At 69.7% G+C, this 15248-nt stretch carries 15 protein-coding genes and 1 pseudogene; 8 read left to right on the plus strand and 8 right to left on the minus strand.

What is annotated here, in order from left to right:
- Positions 1 to 52: 52 nt before the first annotated feature.
- From C4U03_RS27180 to C4U03_RS27190, 3 genes are all read right to left on the minus strand, one after another.
- Positions 53 to 2449 carry an NACHT domain-containing protein gene (locus C4U03_RS27180; RefSeq protein ID WP_103941481.1) on the minus strand — a complete coding sequence of 799 codons (2397 nt, stop codon included), beginning with the start codon at positions 2447 to 2449 and terminating at the stop codon, positions 53 to 55.
- Between the two features lie 41 nt (positions 2450 to 2490).
- Positions 2491 to 2958 carry a hypothetical protein gene (locus C4U03_RS27185; RefSeq protein WP_103941483.1) on the minus strand — a complete coding sequence of 156 codons (468 nt, stop codon included), beginning with the start codon at positions 2956 to 2958 and terminating at the stop codon, positions 2491 to 2493.
- Positions 2959 to 3242: 284 nt separating this feature from the next.
- A complete protein-coding gene (locus tag C4U03_RS27190) occupies positions 3243 to 3740 on the minus strand; it encodes an FBP domain-containing protein (protein WP_103941486.1) in 498 nt (165 codons plus the stop codon).
- A 69-nt stretch (positions 3741 to 3809) separates the two neighbouring features.
- Between C4U03_RS27190 and C4U03_RS27195 the strand changes: the two genes are divergently transcribed.
- The 3 genes and pseudogenes from C4U03_RS27195 to C4U03_RS42095 form a co-directional block, all read left to right on the plus strand.
- On the plus strand, positions 3810 to 4379 hold the full coding sequence (locus C4U03_RS27195; RefSeq protein ID WP_103941487.1) for a TetR/AcrR family transcriptional regulator: 570 nt from the start codon (positions 3810 to 3812) through the stop codon (positions 4377 to 4379).
- Between the two features lie 225 nt (positions 4380 to 4604).
- Positions 4605 to 4802 carry a hypothetical protein gene (locus C4U03_RS27200; protein WP_103941489.1) on the plus strand — a complete coding sequence of 66 codons (198 nt, stop codon included), beginning with the start codon at positions 4605 to 4607 and terminating at the stop codon, positions 4800 to 4802.
- A gap of 198 nt (positions 4803 to 5000) precedes the next feature.
- Positions 5001 to 5081: pseudogene (locus C4U03_RS42095) on the plus strand (TetR family transcriptional regulator); the annotation flags it as partial.
- Here the strand turns inward: C4U03_RS42095 and C4U03_RS27210 are convergent.
- The gene (locus tag C4U03_RS27210) at positions 5072 to 6019 is read right to left on the minus strand and encodes an alpha/beta fold hydrolase (protein ID WP_235018181.1); all 948 of its coding nucleotides are present in this window, start codon (positions 6017 to 6019) and stop codon (positions 5072 to 5074) included. The pseudogene C4U03_RS42095 and the gene C4U03_RS27210 sit on opposite strands and share 10 nt — an antisense overlap.
- A 59-nt stretch (positions 6020 to 6078) precedes the next feature.
- Between C4U03_RS27210 and C4U03_RS27215 the strand changes: the two genes are divergently transcribed.
- Positions 6079 to 6471, plus strand: coding sequence for a MerR family transcriptional regulator (locus C4U03_RS27215; protein ID WP_103941493.1), 393 nt, complete (start codon positions 6079 to 6081; stop codon positions 6469 to 6471).
- Positions 6472 to 6486: 15 nt separating this feature from the next.
- Here C4U03_RS27215 and C4U03_RS40650 read toward each other — a convergent pair whose 3' ends face one another.
- The gene (locus C4U03_RS40650) at positions 6487 to 6663 is read right to left on the minus strand and encodes a hypothetical protein (RefSeq protein ID WP_160147119.1); all 177 of its coding nucleotides are present in this window, start codon (positions 6661 to 6663) and stop codon (positions 6487 to 6489) included.
- A 79-nt stretch (positions 6664 to 6742) separates the two neighbouring features.
- On the opposite strand from C4U03_RS40650, the gene C4U03_RS27220 reads away from it, so the two are divergent.
- Entirely contained in the window at positions 6743 to 7843 is a 1101-nt protein-coding gene (locus C4U03_RS27220; RefSeq protein WP_146087547.1) for an IS630 family transposase, read from the plus strand.
- Between the two features lie 347 nt (positions 7844 to 8190).
- Positions 8191 to 8775, plus strand: a complete 585-nt coding sequence (locus C4U03_RS27225) for a dihydrofolate reductase family protein (RefSeq protein WP_103941497.1) — start codon at positions 8191 to 8193, stop codon at positions 8773 to 8775.
- Positions 8776 to 8972: 197 nt separating this feature from the next.
- On the opposite strand, the gene C4U03_RS27230 is transcribed toward C4U03_RS27225, so the two are convergent.
- Positions 8973 to 9980, minus strand: coding sequence for an RNA polymerase subunit sigma-70 (locus C4U03_RS27230; protein WP_103941500.1), 1008 nt, complete (start codon positions 9978 to 9980; stop codon positions 8973 to 8975).
- Between the two features lie 441 nt (positions 9981 to 10421).
- Here C4U03_RS27230 and C4U03_RS27235 point away from each other — a divergent pair, with 441 nt between their 5' ends.
- On the plus strand, positions 10422 to 11033 hold the full coding sequence (locus C4U03_RS27235; RefSeq protein ID WP_160147120.1) for a TetR/AcrR family transcriptional regulator: 612 nt from the start codon (positions 10422 to 10424) through the stop codon (positions 11031 to 11033).
- Here C4U03_RS27235 and C4U03_RS27240 read toward each other — a convergent pair.
- The gene (locus C4U03_RS27240; protein WP_235018182.1) at positions 10960 to 11739 is read right to left on the minus strand and encodes a transposase; all 780 of its coding nucleotides are present in this window, start codon (positions 11737 to 11739) and stop codon (positions 10960 to 10962) included. The genes C4U03_RS27235 and C4U03_RS27240 overlap by 74 nt on opposite strands.
- Positions 11740 to 11993: 254 nt before the next feature.
- Positions 11994 to 13244 (minus strand): coiled-coil domain-containing protein, encoded by a 1251-nt coding sequence (locus tag C4U03_RS27245; protein ID WP_235018185.1) that lies wholly within the window; start codon positions 13242 to 13244, stop codon positions 11994 to 11996.
- Positions 13245 to 13798: 554 nt separating this feature from the next.
- Here C4U03_RS27245 and C4U03_RS27250 point away from each other — a divergent pair.
- Positions 13799 to 14896, plus strand: coding sequence for a pentapeptide repeat-containing protein (locus C4U03_RS27250; RefSeq protein ID WP_160147121.1), 1098 nt, complete (start codon positions 13799 to 13801; stop codon positions 14894 to 14896).
- The last annotated feature ends 352 nt before the right edge of the window (positions 14897 to 15248 follow it).

The raw sequence follows: 15248 nt of genomic DNA on the forward strand, positions 1-15248 counted from the left end.
CAAGGTCATGTTCTGCGGTCCAGGGACGAGCGGGGGAGGAATCAGGTCTTCGTCACCAAGGCGGCGGGGCGCCTTCGACGCCTTGGCCGGGCACCTCCGCGTCCAGATTGGCCAGGTAACCGGAGGCCCAGTCGCGGAATCTGCCGCTCGTCGCAGTGTCGTCGATGATGCGGTGCAGGAACGCGATACCGGTCGGACGGTCCAGCCTGACCAGGGCTTCGATCGCCCACGGGTAGTCGATTTCTCTTTCGAAGGTGACGCTGTTCTGCGCGAACGCGGCCATCAGGTCGAGGGCGATCTGACGGAGATCGCCGAGGCCGGCGAGGGCTTCGACCGCCTGCACCCGGTATCGATCACCGACGGTCTCCTGCCCGGAGAACGTGATCAGGGCGAGGGCTCCGGCAGGTCCGTCGATCCGCGCGAGTTCCTTGGCCGCGGTCAGGCGCTCCGCGTTCGACATGCGCCTGTTCCCGGCGACGCGGGTCAGCCGGGCGACATGGGCTTGACGGCGGGCCTCGCCGGCCAGCCACTCCTGCAGCTCGCGGTGACGGAACTGATACGCCCGCCCGGTGACCCGCAGCAGGCCGGCACGGTGCGCCCAGGCCAGGAACCGGGCCGGGCGAAGCGGAAGTCTGCCTCTCGCCCTGCCGACCAGGGCGGCCACGAGGTAACGCATCCAGGCCCTGCTGGTGGCGAACGGCGTGGCCAGGCCGACAAAGGCTGCCATCTGCGCGGGCCAGGGCGTCGTGCACACGGCGACCGCCGCGAGTCCGGTCAGGCTGACGATGGCATCCTGCCTCAGCGGATCCGCCGGTCGCTGGACCGGCAGGACGTCCGCCTCGGAGAACCACGAGGAGATGACGGTCAGGGGAAGCACGATGACGCAGTGGAGAAGCCACCCGAGCAACTGCAGTGATAGACCGAGTACGCAGCAGATGAGGGCCCAAAGGAAGGCCTCCGCCCACGTCGTCGAGGAGATCCACGCCTTCGTCGCGAGTGCGGCCAAAGGCGCCACGGCGATCGTCACGACCGCGGCGGCCTTCACCAGGGTCTTGGCCTTGTGGCCTCCCCTGCGGACATCGGTCCACCAGGCGTCCGCGAGTTCCCCTCGCAGGGCTTTCCCTGTCACTCTGGGCCGGAACCGCCGTGGTGTGATCCGCAGGGGCGGAACCTCCCTCCGAAGGAGGAGCCCTCCCCACAGAGCGCCCCAGACCAGGCCACCGGCGACCACCGCCACCACGGCTGCGGTCATCGAGGCGCTCCCGGAAAAGATCGTCGCCATGGCGCAGACGAGGGCCGTGACCAGGGCGGTCACAATCCAGTGGACGGCCATTACGGTCTTGGTGCCCGCGACCGGCGTGAGGCGGTCCACGAGGATGTCGGCGGCGGTAGTCCCGTCAGGCCCCGCGTGCTCCAGGTGTTCCGCGAGCGCCGCCAACCATGTGACCGGATCCCCTTCCCGATAGCGGTGGCGCGCAGACGCCTCCGCAGCCGCCGGGACCAGCCGCGCCATCAGCACCGCATCAACCTCGGCGAGATCGCCGAACCCCAGAAGATCTCTTGGATCTCGTCCACCCGTGTAGACGGTCGTGGCCAGGTACAGGCGCCACGGAGTCGACAAGGCGCCGCAGGGAACGCGATCGAGGTTCCCCAGCACCTCCGACCAGGCCCGCTTCTCGCCGGCGGGACGAGAGGCGAGCGTACGCTCGAGATAGGCACGGATCTGGTCGGCGGTGAGTTCCTCGATGGACGCGACAGCGGAGTCGGTCAACGTTCCGTGATCACGGCTCAGGTGCTCGTACGTCTGCGTACGGCAGGTCAACACCAGCGGTGTGCTGCCCTGGAGGCCGTGGTAGCGGTTGATCTGGTCGAGCGCTCTGACTTCTCGCCGCAGCGGCCCGGAGCCGCCGTCCATCTCGTCCAGCCCGTCGAGGATGGGGACGATACGCCGCTGGTCGACCAGTGCGGCCGCCGCGCTCCGGCGCATCCCGTAGACCTCGGTGATCTGCGTGACCAGCCAGGAGTCCAAGGGCGTTTCAGGGTCCCATTCGGCCAGGGAGAACCGTACGGGAACGACCTGGCCGCGCTCTCGCCGCGCCAAGAGGAGCAACACGAGCTCCAGCGTGAGCACGGTCTTTCCCGCACCGGGCCCACCGATGATCACCATCCGTCGGGCGGGGAGCGACAGATAGGTGTCAGCGAGCGCGCCGAGGGTGCTCGGGATCGGCTCACCCGGCCCCTCGAACCGTGTCATCCGCACGGTGAAGGGAATCTGGGCGACCGCATGTGACGCACCCAGCAGGCTGTCGCGGGTGCCCCGCTCCACCACCATCACCTTCTCGGCCAGCCGGTCCGCGAGGCTCTCAAGCTCAGACGGTGAGACGACGTAGGAGACGACCTCCCGCGCATAGCCGACGGCGATCCCGCTGCCGGATGCCGTGATGACCATGCCGCCCGTGATCAGAGGACCCTGTGCATGGCCGGACGCGCTCAGGCCCGGTTCGCGTCCGGCGGCTGAGGGTTGCCGGTCGAGACGGTTCCGATCTTGACCGCGGCGACGGCCTGGTCGTGGGCATTGACCTTGATGTCACCCCCGACCGCGATTCCCTCCGGCCCTGCCGACGCCCCGCCCCCGTGAGCGTGCAGGTTGAGAAGCTGCCGTAGCTCGGCGACAGCGGTCTGCCGCTCCTGCGGCTCCATCCCCTCCAACGTCGCCTCGACGAGCGCACGCCACGCTGCCCGCTCACCGATCCTGGCCTCGGCGACATCGTCAGCGCCGCTGGTCAGCGCCGCCGCAGTACGCTCAAGCCGCGCCCGGGTGTGCTGTTCGGCCACCGCGTTCCCGCGGCCGAACCAGCGAACGAGCGCCTGCTGGAACGCCTGCCATGAACTGGTTCCCGCAGCCTCCACCACCGAGGTCCCGGCGGCCGCAGCCAGCGCAAGGAGAATATCGTCCATACAACTCCCTCCACCGATGTCCGTAAACACACCTTTCGCGACATGCTCATCGATGACACGCCTCAAGACAATGGGAAGTTCCCATGCTAGAAGGGGCCTCGATAGTGCGGGCCGAAAAGCAACGGACATCCCTGGCCTGCACTGATACAGAGATCGGGGCGACCATGAGGAACAGAATCCCGGGTTTCAGGGGCTGGGAATAAGAGCCCTCCAACGCCGCCGGCCTGCCGTGATCACGCGGCGGCCCGGGCCAGGGCCGCGTCGGCGGCGCCGTCCGGCACGGGTCATTGGGTGATCTTGTCGAGGAAGGCGTGAAGGTTGGCCCGGATGCGGGCGATCTTGGCGTCCTGAGTGAGGGATTCGTCGAGATCGCCGCCGACGGCGGCGTCCCTCCGGCCGCGGACGTACAGCGAGCAGGCCAGGTCGCCGCACAGGTACTGGCCGATGGTGTTGCCCTGGCGGCCGGCCTCGCCGGTGCGGCGGGCGGTCATGAGGGCGACGCCGCCGCCGGTGTGGACGGTCAGGCACAGCGAACACATGCTGCGCGCGGTGAAGCCGCGTGATCCGCCGGACACCGCCCGCAGCGCGACCCCGACGAGCCGGCCGTCGCGTTCGGCCACCAGGTAGGCGCGGCCGGGGGCCCCCGGATCTCGCCAGCCGAGGAAGTCCAGAGCCTCCCAGGGCTGGTCGGCCAGGTCCTTGGGCAGGCCGGCGCGGTGGGCCTCGCCCTTGGAGCAGTTGACGAAGCAGGCGCGGATGTCGCGCTCGGTGATGGGGTCCATGTGCGGCGAGGCTAATCTTCCTAATAGAGTTAGGCAAATCCTTAAATCATGTAGCCGGGGGAGGGGAGCATGGCCCGTGCGGGGGTGACCGCCGAACGCCTGACCAGGGCGGCGGCGGAGCTGGCCGACGAGATCGGCTTCGACAAGGTGACCGTGACGGTGCTGGCACGCCACTTCGGCGTCAAGGAGCCGAGCCTGTACTCCCACGTCCGCAACGTGCGTGAGTTGCGGTTGCGGGTGGCCGAACTGGCCCTGACCGAACTCGCCGACCAGGTCGTCGCCGCGCTGGCCGGCCAGGCGGGCAAGGACGCGCTCGTGGCCTTCGCCACCACCTACCGCGACTACGCCCGCCGGCACCCCGGCCGCTACGCCGCCGGGCAGATCCCGATCGACCCACAGTCGGCGGCCGCCGACGCCGCACGCCGCCACTCGGAGCTGATCCGCGCGATCCTGCGCGGCTACGGCCTGCAGGACCCCGACCAGACCGACGCCGTCCGTTTCCTGGGCGGCGCCCTGCACGGCTACGTCAGCCTGGAGGCCGCCGGCGGGTTCGGCCACCACCCGCGCGACGCCGAGACCTCGTGGCGGAAAACCCTGGACGCCCTCGACGTCGCCTTGCGCAACTGGCCCTCAACCTGACGGCGCCCCCAGGACCCGGGCAGTGATCCGACCGGTTCGCCGCGACCGGGGGAGCCTACGCCTACCCGGCAGAGTCGGCGGCTACGGCCGGTCCCTGGTTCGCGGGCCGGCAGGTGGCCTACCGGCCCGTCCCGGCCGTGTCGGGCTCGCGCATTAGCCGGACGACCGGCCCAGCGACCCGGTGCTGCGGCTCGGCGACGACCGGTGGAAGTCCGGAGATGCCGGATGACCGAGTGGCTGAGCTCGATGCAAGGGCTCGCCGCCGACCCGGAGGGCGGGCAGCGGGTGGCCGCCCTCCGGTGGAGCCTGGCGAATACCACCGGCAACCGCTCCGGCCGCCCCCACGCGCGCTCGGTGAACTCGGCGAGCAACGCACGGCCCGGCGGGTTGGCCTCCAGCTCGGTCTTGGAAGGCTCGTCGTAGCCGACGGCGTCATGGAACGTCCGGGTCACGGCCCTGAACTCCTATAGCTAGAACGAGCCGCAAAGCAGGCCCGGAATCCCACGACAGCTGTCATGGGGTACACGCGATCGTGTGGAGGGATTCGGCGTTACTCGTTGCGGGCGGTCTCGGGGCCGGTGATCCGGCTGAGGAGCGGGAGGGCGGAGGCGATGGACGGTCAGGGCGGGCAAGGACGCCCTCGTGGCCTTCGCCACCACCTACCGCGACTACGCCCGCCGGCACCCCGGCCGCTACGCCGCCGGGTAGATCCCGATCGAGCTGTTCTCGCGCAGGAAGTCGCGGATGAGGGTGGCCCATTCCTCCGGCTGCTCGATGAAGGGGAGATGCCCGGTTGCGATCTCGGCGTAGCGCGCCCCGGGGATGGCATCGGCGAGCTGCCGGTGGTGGTGCGGGGTGACGAGCTGATCGAGCGTGGTGGAGATGACGAGGGTCGGCACGGCGATCGCGGCAAGGTCGGCCCGGACGTCGATGTGCTCGATGAGCAGATCGAGGTGCTCCGGCGTGCCGGGCGGGATCGTGGCTGCGGTCATTTTGACCGCGGAGTCGAGGTCGTCCTGGGCCATGACGTCCAGGGCCGGGGCACTGAGACCGATCAGGGACAGATAGCCGGCCAGGCGCTCCGGGTCGCCCGCGCGGAGCAGGTCGCGCCACAGCCGCACAGCGAGCAGAAACCGTGGGTTGGGATGGGCGAAGCCCGCAGTGAGGACCAGAGCGGTGACGCGGTCGGGGTGGCGGGTGGCGGCCCGGATGGCGAGCGGGCTGCCCAGCGAGTACCCGGCGATGGCGAAGGTCTGCAGACCTTCCTCGACGGCGGTGGCGACCAGCTCGTCGGCCAGGGCGTTCAGCGCGAGCGGCGCATCGGCGCGCTTAGTGCGGCCGGTGCCGGGGTAGTCCGGGCCGACGACGGTGTGCTGTGCAGCCAGCGTGTCCATGATGGGGCCGTAGTTGGCATCGATGCCACCGCCGGCGCCATGGGCGAGCAGCAGGCCCGGACCGTTGCCGCGTACCATGCGGCCGAGGCTGGAGGCGGGCAGGGCAGTGGACATGTTCTCTCCCTCGGATTCGGGCAGTGGGCGATCACTGCTGGGGGCGGCGGCGAGCACCGCCAAGGCGGCTGTGCGGTGCGGCGCAGAGGGGAAAGGGGTCCCGGTCGCCGACCCCGCCGTGTTGGTGGTCACGACCGGAACGTTAAAGTCTCACATCAATGTGAGAGTCAATGCGATGAGGTGCAGGTCACGTGCGCATCGGGGAGATGGTCCGCCGTACCGGAGTGAGTGAGCGACTGCTGCGCTACTACGAAGAACAGGGTCTGCTGGCGCCGACACGGCTGTCGAGCGGCTACCGCGTCTACAACGATGCGGACGTGGACACGGTCCGGCGCATCCGAACCCTGCTCGCAGCCGGCCTGTCGACCACCACCATCGCGCAGGTTCTGCCATGCGTCCGCGACGACGGCCCGAATCTCGCGCCAGTGTGCCCTGATCTGGTGGCGACACTGCGCCGCGAACGCGAGCGCATCGCCCACGCGATCAAGAACCTGCAGGTGTCACAGGACATGCTCGACGCCGTCATCGCCGCCGGCCCGGCCGAAACCGATGCGACGGTCCACCAACCGCTGCCAGCACGATAAACGGGGAGACCCTGGTCACGGCGACACCTCGGGTGGGCTGCCGGCCCTGAGAGCCTGGAGTTCGGCGACGGCCGCGCGTTCGCGCTGCGCGGTGGCCTCCGCCCTGGCCTGGTCGCGGTCGCGTTCCAGACCGTCGGCGCGCAGCCGTTCGGCCCGCAGTTCGGCCCAGGTCTCCGCTAAGCGCGTATCCAAAGGTTCTGCGTGTAACCGGGTGTGAGATCGCCGGGGTGGGAGGGCGTTGACACCGGCCTCGCCGGGGGGTGGATCGAAGTTGCCCGCAACGTCCATCCCGCCCGGCGAGGTCGTGGCCGGTATGCGCCCGTCCAGTGGGTTCGCCAACCGTTCGGACGTCCAGGTGCACCAGTTGCGCCGCGATCTGCGGGGCCGGTGGCGGGTGGCGGTGCGGGCGGTGATGGTGCTGCTGTCGCTGCACGGTTTGTCGGCGGCGCAGATCGCCGTGCCGCTGGACTGTGATGCGGGCACGGTGCGCCGCTGGATCGCCCGGTTCAACGATCGTGGGGTGGCCGCCCTGGCCGACCGGCCGCGCAGTGGGCGGCCACCGTTGGGCGGGCCGCTGTCACCGGCGCGGATCGCCGGCCTGCTGCAACGGCCGGGACCGCGGACGGTGCCGCGGGTGTGGCGGTATCTGGGGCGGCCCCAGGTCAGCCTGCGCACGGTGTATCGACATCTTCGGCAGATCGCCATCTGGCGGCGGCCCAAGCTGATTGCCCGCGGTGACCCGGCCCGTGCCGGGGGTGGTGGCGGCGATCGCCGCCCGGCTGCGCCGGTTGCCGCCTGGCACGGTGGTGTGGGCGGCCAACGAGACCCACCTGCACCTGCTGCCCCAGGTGCGTGCGACCCGGACGCTGCACGGGCACCGTCCCCAGATCGCCCCAGATCGCACGCACCCGGTAAGAACCGGCAGATCACGGTGCTGGGGGCGTTGGAGGTGACCACCGGACGGTGGGCGTATCGGCTGGGCCGCCGCAGCGCGGCCGACTTCCTGGCCCTGCTGCAGCAGGTGATGGCGGCGTTCCCGGCCGCGCCGGCGGTCGTGGTGATCTGCGACAACGACAGCATCCACCACGCCCGCGCGGTGCGGGAGTTCGTGGCCGCCCATCCGGGCGTGCACCTGTGGTTCGGGGCGCGGTACAGCCCGCACGACAACCCGGTCGAGCGGCACAGCCGTTCCGCCTCCTGTCCGGCGGTCGCTGCCTCGGCGCGGTACCGCTCGGCCGCACGCGTCGCGTCCTGGGCCATCGCCTGCGCCCGTTCGGCCTCGGCGACCGCACCGTGTGATGTGTCATATCGTCGACCTGTGGTTTTGTCAGATGCTGTCACCATGGTTGCCACCTGGTGTCACCAGCTCTGACCTGCGGGCTCTCTGGGTTTGCTGCACCGAATGCGGCTCATTGAAGTTGGTGAACTTGTGTGCACTATCTTGGGGCCGTCTCTGGTGCTAATCGGCGCGACTCGCCCTGGAGTTTCCCTGCTGTCCTTCTCGAGGAAATTCGAGGCATCGCCGTCGAAGCTGATACGTCCGTAGACCTTCGCCAGCGGGCTTGAGGCATTGATCGGCTGGCGGACGGGGAGGGGGCTGGGCCCGCCGAGCTGAGTCCGGAACGCGAGGACTACCTGCGGACGCAGATCGCGCACCGATGAGGTTTCCGCGCCGCGCCCGTCCGTACATGTGAGATCGACTCACAGGAGGCTGACACGATGCGGAAACTGACCTTCGCCATGAACCTGAGCCTGGACGGCTACATCGCCGCGCCCGGCGACGATCTCGGCTGGAGTGGGGGGGAGGGACCGGACTCATCGCCGAGCGCCGAGCTGTTCCAGTGGTGGTCCGACCGGGTGGGGGCGACGGGCCTGGCGCTGTACGGGCGCAAATTGTGGGAGACGATGAGCCCCCACTGGCCGACCGCCGACCAGCAGCCCAACGCTACCCCGGCGGAGATCGAGTTCGCCCGCCGCTGGCGGGACATGCCGAAGGTGGTGTTCTCCTCGACGATCGACAAGGTCGACTGGAACACCCGCCTGGTCACCGGCGACGCGGTCGCCGAGATCGCCCGGCTCAGGGCCGAGGACGGCGGCCCGATGGACATCAGCGGCGCGACGCTCGCCGGGGCGGCCATGCGAGCCGGGCTGATCGACGAGTACGTGCTGGTCACCGTGCCGGTCCTGGTGGGCGGCGGCACGCCGTTCTTCACCGCGCTGGACAACTGGGTGAACCTGAACCTGGTCGAGACGCGGACATTTCCCGGCGGCGTGGTGCTGACCCGATACGAGACGAGGCGATGAGCACGGGCCACATGCTCGGCTCGTAAGGCCAGGTCGAAATTCTTCCTGGCGTGCTCACCGTGACCCTCGGCGATGAGGGAACCTTTTCCCGGCCCTTCCTTGCGTTCCGAGTGAGCTGTTGACCGACTCGCTGAAGATGAGGACGACGGTGACGCCTGCCCGTGCGCTGGACTCGTCGACGATGGGGACTTGTCTGATCACAGCGTCGCGGGCAGGCTCAGCCATGGTTTGTCGGTGGCGTCGAATCCGGTGAGCTCGGCGACCTTCCCGTCGACGATGTGCAGGACTGCGATGTTGAACAAACGGTATTCCGGGTCGTCGGGGGTGCGGAGGTACAGCACGGCGGCAGGCATGCGGTTGACCGTCGTGGCGATGCAGCGCCAGTCGTCGTAGCCGCGCTGGAAGAGCCCACTGGAGACCCAGCCGTCCACCGCGTCCTTGGCCGTGACGATCAAGGTGCCCGGCTCGGGCAGCATCGCGAAGCGCAGGTCGTCGCGCAGCAGGGCCATCAGCCCGTTGAGGTCGTTGCGCTCATGGGCGTCCATATACGACTTCACCACGCCGCGCTCGTCATCCGACAGCTCGTGCGTGGCAGGGCTCCGCCAGTCGAGGCGGCGGTCGGGCAACTGCTCGCGCATCGTCACGCGCGCCCGCTGCAGTGCGCTGGTCACTGATGCGACGGTCAGCTCGAGGGCGTTGGCGGCCTTCGACGCCGGCCAGCCGAGGACGTCGCGCAAGATGAACACCGCCCGCTGCCGCGGCGGCAGGTGCTGGACGGCGACGATGAACGCCAGCTCGATCGTCTCCCGCGCCACCACCGATTCCTGCGGGTCCTCCGGGAGCATCCGGTCCGGGTAGGGCTGCAGGTAACGCACTTCCGAGCCCGCGCCCGGCAGCCCGGCAGGCACGGGTATGCGGTCGTTGCGCTTCTCCAGGAAGTCGAGGCAGGCGTTCGTCGCGATCCGGTACAGCCAGGTCCGCAGCGCAGCGTGGCCCTTGAACGACTCCCGCTTGTTCCACGCCCGCAGGAACGTCTCCTGCGTCATGTCCTGGGCGTCCTCGTAGTTCGCTAGCATCCGGTAGCAGTGCACCTGCAGCTCACGCCGGTAGCGCTCCGTGATGAGCGCGAACTGTGCTGCGTCATTTGAGCGGGCCGCCGCGATGAACGCGGCCTCGTCGTCGCCTAGCAGTCTGGCGTCGGTCATGGTCGTCCATCCTTCCGCGGGTGGCGAGGGGCTACCAGAACTGACGACGTGGCGGAGGATTTCTGAGCGGTGAAGCCGCTGACACCGGGCCGTTCGTCAGGCCGGATGGGTCGGGTCGATCCGGGGGACGTGTTCGGGTCGGGCACACCCTCGATGTCGAGGTGGGGTCCCCGTAGTACTGGGGAAAGATCGGGCGGATATGGCCGGTCTGGCTGATCGCCCAGTGCAGCGGCCGATCCCGGCCGGCCAGCGGCAAGCCCTATGCGTCGTCTTCGGCGTCCGGGTCATGCAACGGACGGTGGCTGCCGCCGAGGTCGGGTAGGTGAAAGCGCTTGTTGAAGACATGGAGAACTCCGACACGAAGAAAAAGCGGACCAGCTGGTCCGTTTCTCGACGATAGTAGAAACGGACCAGTGGTTCCGTATCGGGTACGATCGTGATGTGACCGCCGCCGTGAGCCCCCCGACCAGGAAGGATGCCGCGCGCAACCGCGCTCGGCTGCTGGAGGCTGCGGAGCAGCTCTTCTCCACCGAAGGGCTGAGCGTGACGCTGAAGGACATCGCCGCCCGGGCCGGCGTGGGTGTCGGCACCGTCTACCGGCACTTCCCGACGAAGGGCGACGTGCTGGACGCGCTCTTCGCCGACCGGCTGGCCTGCGCGACCGAGAGCGCCCGAGCGGCGGCGGCCGATGCGGACGGGTGGCGCGGTCTGGTCCGCTACCTCGAGGACGCGATGGACATGCAGGCGAACAACTGCGGCCTCCGAGGGCTGGTGATGGAAACCGAGCCCAGCAGCCCGCTAGTGGTCAAGACCCGGCAGGAGATCACCGTGCTGGTGCAGCAGATGGTCGCCAAGGCCCGAGAGCAGGGCACGCTCCGCCCCGACTTCGACGCCACCGACCTCACCTTTGTCCAGGTCGCGCTGGCGGCGATCATGGACGCGACCCGGGACACCGACCCGGACCTGTACCGCCGCCACCTCAAGCTGTTCCTCGACGGCATGCGCTCAGCGGGGCACCGGGAACCGCTGGAAGCCAGGGCAGCCACGCACTGACCTTCCCCATGCCGGCCCCGCCCGGCGCCCGGCAGCAACGAGCCCGGCGGTCGGTGTAGTTCGCCTCGATGTCGGCGTCGGTGCCGTGCCGCAGCAGCCCTTCGATCATCGCCGCGACCTCCGAGGAGGAGCACGACTTGAGCTGGGAGTACACGCACAGGCGGCCTTTGTCGACATGCCAGTAGATCATGACGCCGTGGCCGCCGTAGCGGGCGTGGAACTCTGTCATCAGGTTGGAGTCCCACGAGGCGAACCGCTTGGAGTCCGACGCCGTTGACGTCGCTGTCCCCCACCAGGTGGGCTCGCGGGCTTTCAGGGTGGCGTTGACAACCGTGACGATCGCCTCGCGCAGGTTCTCGCGGGTGACGTAGGTGGCGCGCACGCGGCGCAGGGCGGCTTCGTCCTGGCCGTGCTCGCCGGTCGCGGCCATCTGCCGGATTCCCATGTTGGTGCCGAGCGCGAACAGCACCAGCAGCAGCCGCCGGTTGAGCGTGGCCTTGTCGAGGACCTCGCGGGTGGCGACCGAGGTGAATGCATCGGGGAAGCCGGTGATGAACGCGATGTCCTTCAGGATGTCGAGCAGGTCGATCGTGCCCCACCGGCGCTGCACCTCGGCCTTCAGCGCACCCGGGTTCTTCGGCTCAGGCAGCTTGTCGAGCTTGGGGACGCTCACCCACGGCTTGCCCGCCCGGGTGATGACCCGCACCCCGCCCGTGCTCTGCGTCGCCAGGCCGGTGTTCAGCCGGTCCAGGGCCTCGCCGCTTCTTCAGGCCGGCGACGAACTCGGCCGGATCCAGCGGCTTGGCCAGGGCGGCGTAGTTGGACATCGTGGTTGGCCTCGAACTCGCCCGGCAGATCCTCCTACCAGCCGGTATGGCCCCTTGAAACCATCACGTAGCGGATCCGAGAAGCAGCTCACCGCTACTTTGCGGCTCGTCGTAGCTATAAGAGTTCGGACCCTCATGGCGCCGCCTCGGGCCGGTCGCGGGCCCGGAGGGCCTGGAGTTCGGCGACGACCGCGCGTTCGCGCTGCGCGGTGGCCTCCGCCCTGGCCTGGTCGCGGTCGCGTTCCAGACCGTCGGCGCGCAGCCGTTCGGCCCGCAGTTCGGCCCGGGTCTCCTCCAGTTCCCGGCGCAGCCGTTCCGCCTCCTGTCCGGCGGTCGCCGCCTCGGCGCGGTACCGCTCGGCCGCACGCGTTGCGTCCTGGACCATCGCCTGCGCCCGTTCGGCTTCGGCGACCGCACCGGCCCGCAACGTCGTTTCCTCCTGGGCTCGTGCCTCGGCCCGCTCCCGTGACTCCTCGGCCGCCTGCATGCGGGCCTCGGCTCGTTCGCGGGCCTCCTCGGCGGCCTGCGCCCGCGCCTGTGCCACGGCCTGCTCCCGGTCGGCCCGGGCCGCCTCCTCTCTGGCCGCCTCGGCCTGCGTCCGTGCCTGCCGCGCCTGCCGCAAAGCGGCGTCCGCTTCCCGGCGCGCCTCCTGGGCGTCCCGGCTCGCCGCGGCGGCCTCGGTCTGGGCCTGTTCGGCGGCCGCCCGCGCCTCGGCCACGGCGCGTTCGGCCTCCTGACGCGCGGCACGCACCAACCCGTCGGCCTCACGCCGCACGGCCTGGACCGTACGCTCGGCCTCTTCATGGGCCGCCTGCACACTCGCTGCGGCTTCGGCCCGTTCGCGTTCGGCGGTCTCCAGGGCCGCGTCCCGTTCCCGTTCGGCCTCCTGAGCCCGCTGCCGTGCGGCGCGGGCGCGCTCACGCGCCTTGTCGGCGGCCTCCTCGGCCTGGACGGCCCGGTCGGTGGCCTCCTCCCGCCCGGCCATCGCGGCGGCCACCTGCGCCTGTGCCTCGGCGCGGACGGCACTCACGCGCGCCTCGACCCCCCGCGGCGACAGCTCCGACTCCAGGGCCTGCGCCAACGGGGCCAGCACCGCGGCCAGCCCCTGCTCCATCCGCTCGTACAGATCCTCGGCCCTGGCCAGCGCGCCCTCCAGCCCGGGCGTCGCACGCCGCAACTCGCGCTCACGCTTGGCCCGCGCCTGGCAGTCGCTTCCGGCGCAGTATTCCCGGGGCCGCCCCCGCCCCGGCCGCTGCGGCACCGGCCGCCCGCAGTATCCGCAGGGCCGCTCACTCACCTCGGGCTCGGCGCTCCTTTCGGGCGTCGTCCGCTCATCGCCGTCCTCGCCGAGCCGGCCCCGCTCCGCCGGGATCGATGAAGTCACAGGCCAGTGCCTCCCAGATGACGCAACAGACCTCTGGGCACCTCCGCGCCCAGAGCACGGCCCGCCCTCGGGCCCGCCGCCCGATGATCTCAAACCCGGTCCCTCGGCCTCCACCTCTTCTCTCATTTTCTAGATTTCTGTTTCCAGAAAATATTAATCCATCAAAAAGAGATCCCCCCTAACTGACGGGAATGTTCGTTCCCAGTAGTCACTGCAGACGGCTGTCGAGACTGCGACTCGTCATGACGTCCTGTCTCGGCGAAGCTGAGGCCGTCTCACCGAACTTGATGTGGGCCACCGTGAACCCGATGCCGGTCTCAACGAAGGTGATGCCGCCCCGGGTGAGCGCCGCGGCGGCCGGTCATCGGTCAGGCGGGCCGCACAAGACGAGACAGGTCCCTTGATGGCCCGAAGCGGACGTAGTCCATGAGGGCGGTGCGCACGTCTGAGCTGATGTGAGCGCGTCCCACGTTTCCGAGCCGTCCCCGTCCTCTGGCGCCCCGGCCCCACCCGCCGACCGGGCCGACGACGCTTCCCCGCCCGCGCCGTCGGCGGTGCCGCAGATCCCCGAGCCCACCCCAGAGGAACTGCGGAACATCCCCGCCGACCGGCGGCTGGAACTGCTGGAGCTGCAGCGCCAGCGCCTGGACGCCGAACGAGACCGGCGGCGGCACAGCAAGCACCAGTGGTTCAACAGCATCGGCATCCTGATCGGCGTCCTGGCCGCCGTCGCCGGCCTGGTCGCCACCGTCCTCACCTGGCGCGCCGGTCAGGACGAACTGCACATCGCCAAGGAAGGCCAGGTCACCGATCGCTATACCAAGGCCGTCGAACAGCTCGGCTCCGACAAACGCGAGGTCCGTACCGCCGCCGTCTACGCCCTGGAACGCATCGCCCGCGACTCGGCCCGCGACCGGCCCACCATCATCGACGTCCTGGCCGCCTGCACCCGCGAACACGATCCCGCACCGGCGATCAAAGACGACGCGCTTCCTCCCGAGCCCGACACCGACGTCGCCGCCGCCCTCACCGTCCTCGGACGCCTGCCCCGCCCAGCCCCCGCCCCTTCCTCCCGACGCATCCTCATTCCTTCGTCCATTCACACCCTCGATCTACACTCCATCCGCGTACCCCACAGCCAGCTCTCCCGCGCGAACCTGAACGACGCGGACCTGACCGGCGCGAACCTAAGCGAGGCAAACCTGCGCGAAGCGACCCTGATTGACGCAGACCTGAACGACGTAGACCTGACCGGCGCGGACCTGAACGACGCAGACCTGACCCTCGTGGATCTGGTTGACGCAGACCTGAGCGGTGCGACCCTGAGCGATGCGAACCTGCGCCGCGCGATTCTGGCCGACGCGGACCTGCGCGACGTGATCCTGAGCGATGCGAGCCTGACCGGCGCGTTCCTAAGCCGCGCGGACCTGAACGGCGCGATCCTGAGCCTCGCGGATCTGACCGGCGCGGATCTGACCGGTGCAGACCTGACCGACGCTTACCTGCTCGACGCGAACCTGACCGGCGCAGACCTAACCGACACTGACCTGACCGGAGCAAACCTGACCGGCGCGGACCTACGGAAAATCAAGGGGAAGTCAGCAGACGAGGTGCGCCGGGTTGCGCGGACTGACGCGACCACCCGGTTCTGAGAACTCGTGTGGCAGGTCGAACGGCTCTTCCCGACAGGTCCGAACCGGCCGGCGCCCTTCCACCGGCATCATGTTCACCGAGAACCAGGCGGCCAGAGCCATCTCACCCGACCTGATGCCATGCAGGTCATGGCCTCGGACTCGCATCACCTTCGCTGAGACAGGACAACCGGGGAAGGAGAACATCCTGCTCCCATCACCGAGACCGCCTTGGCCGCCCCGACGAGCAGGTCTGCGACGTGGTGTTCCCTGCGGTGGCTAGGGACGAGCAGGCGTTGCGGGAACTGGTGCACGAGCTCCGGACCAAAGCCGCAAGGCGGTCTCGTGGCCGGCCGCGAACGTGTGCGGCAAG

It is taken from the genome of Thermomonospora echinospora (genome assembly GCF_900108175.1).
Taxonomy (GTDB): Bacteria; Actinomycetota; Actinomycetes; order Streptosporangiales; family Streptosporangiaceae; genus Thermomonospora; species Thermomonospora echinospora.

Bases quoted from the DNA above. Each gene is read 5' to 3' on its own strand.
- C4U03_RS27180 (WP_103941481.1), bottom strand. From the start codon at position 2,449: ATGGTCATCACGGCATCCGGCAGCGGGATCGCCGTCGGCTATGCGCGG.
- C4U03_RS27200 (WP_103941489.1), top strand. From the start codon at position 4,605: ATGACCGAGTGGCTGAGCTCGATGCAAGGGCTCGCCGCCGACCCGGAG.
- C4U03_RS27185 (WP_103941483.1), bottom strand. From the start codon at position 2,958: ATGGACGATATTCTCCTTGCGCTGGCTGCGGCCGCCGGGACCTCGGTG.
- C4U03_RS27225 (WP_103941497.1), top strand. From the start codon at position 8,191: ATGCGGAAACTGACCTTCGCCATGAACCTGAGCCTGGACGGCTACATC.
- C4U03_RS27230 (WP_103941500.1), bottom strand. From the start codon at position 9,980: ATGACCGACGCCAGACTGCTAGGCGACGACGAGGCCGCGTTCATCGCG.
- C4U03_RS27190 (WP_103941486.1), bottom strand. From the start codon at position 3,740: ATGGACCCCATCACCGAGCGCGACATCCGCGCCTGCTTCGTCAACTGC.
- C4U03_RS27195 (WP_103941487.1), top strand. From the start codon at position 3,810: ATGGCCCGTGCGGGGGTGACCGCCGAACGCCTGACCAGGGCGGCGGCG.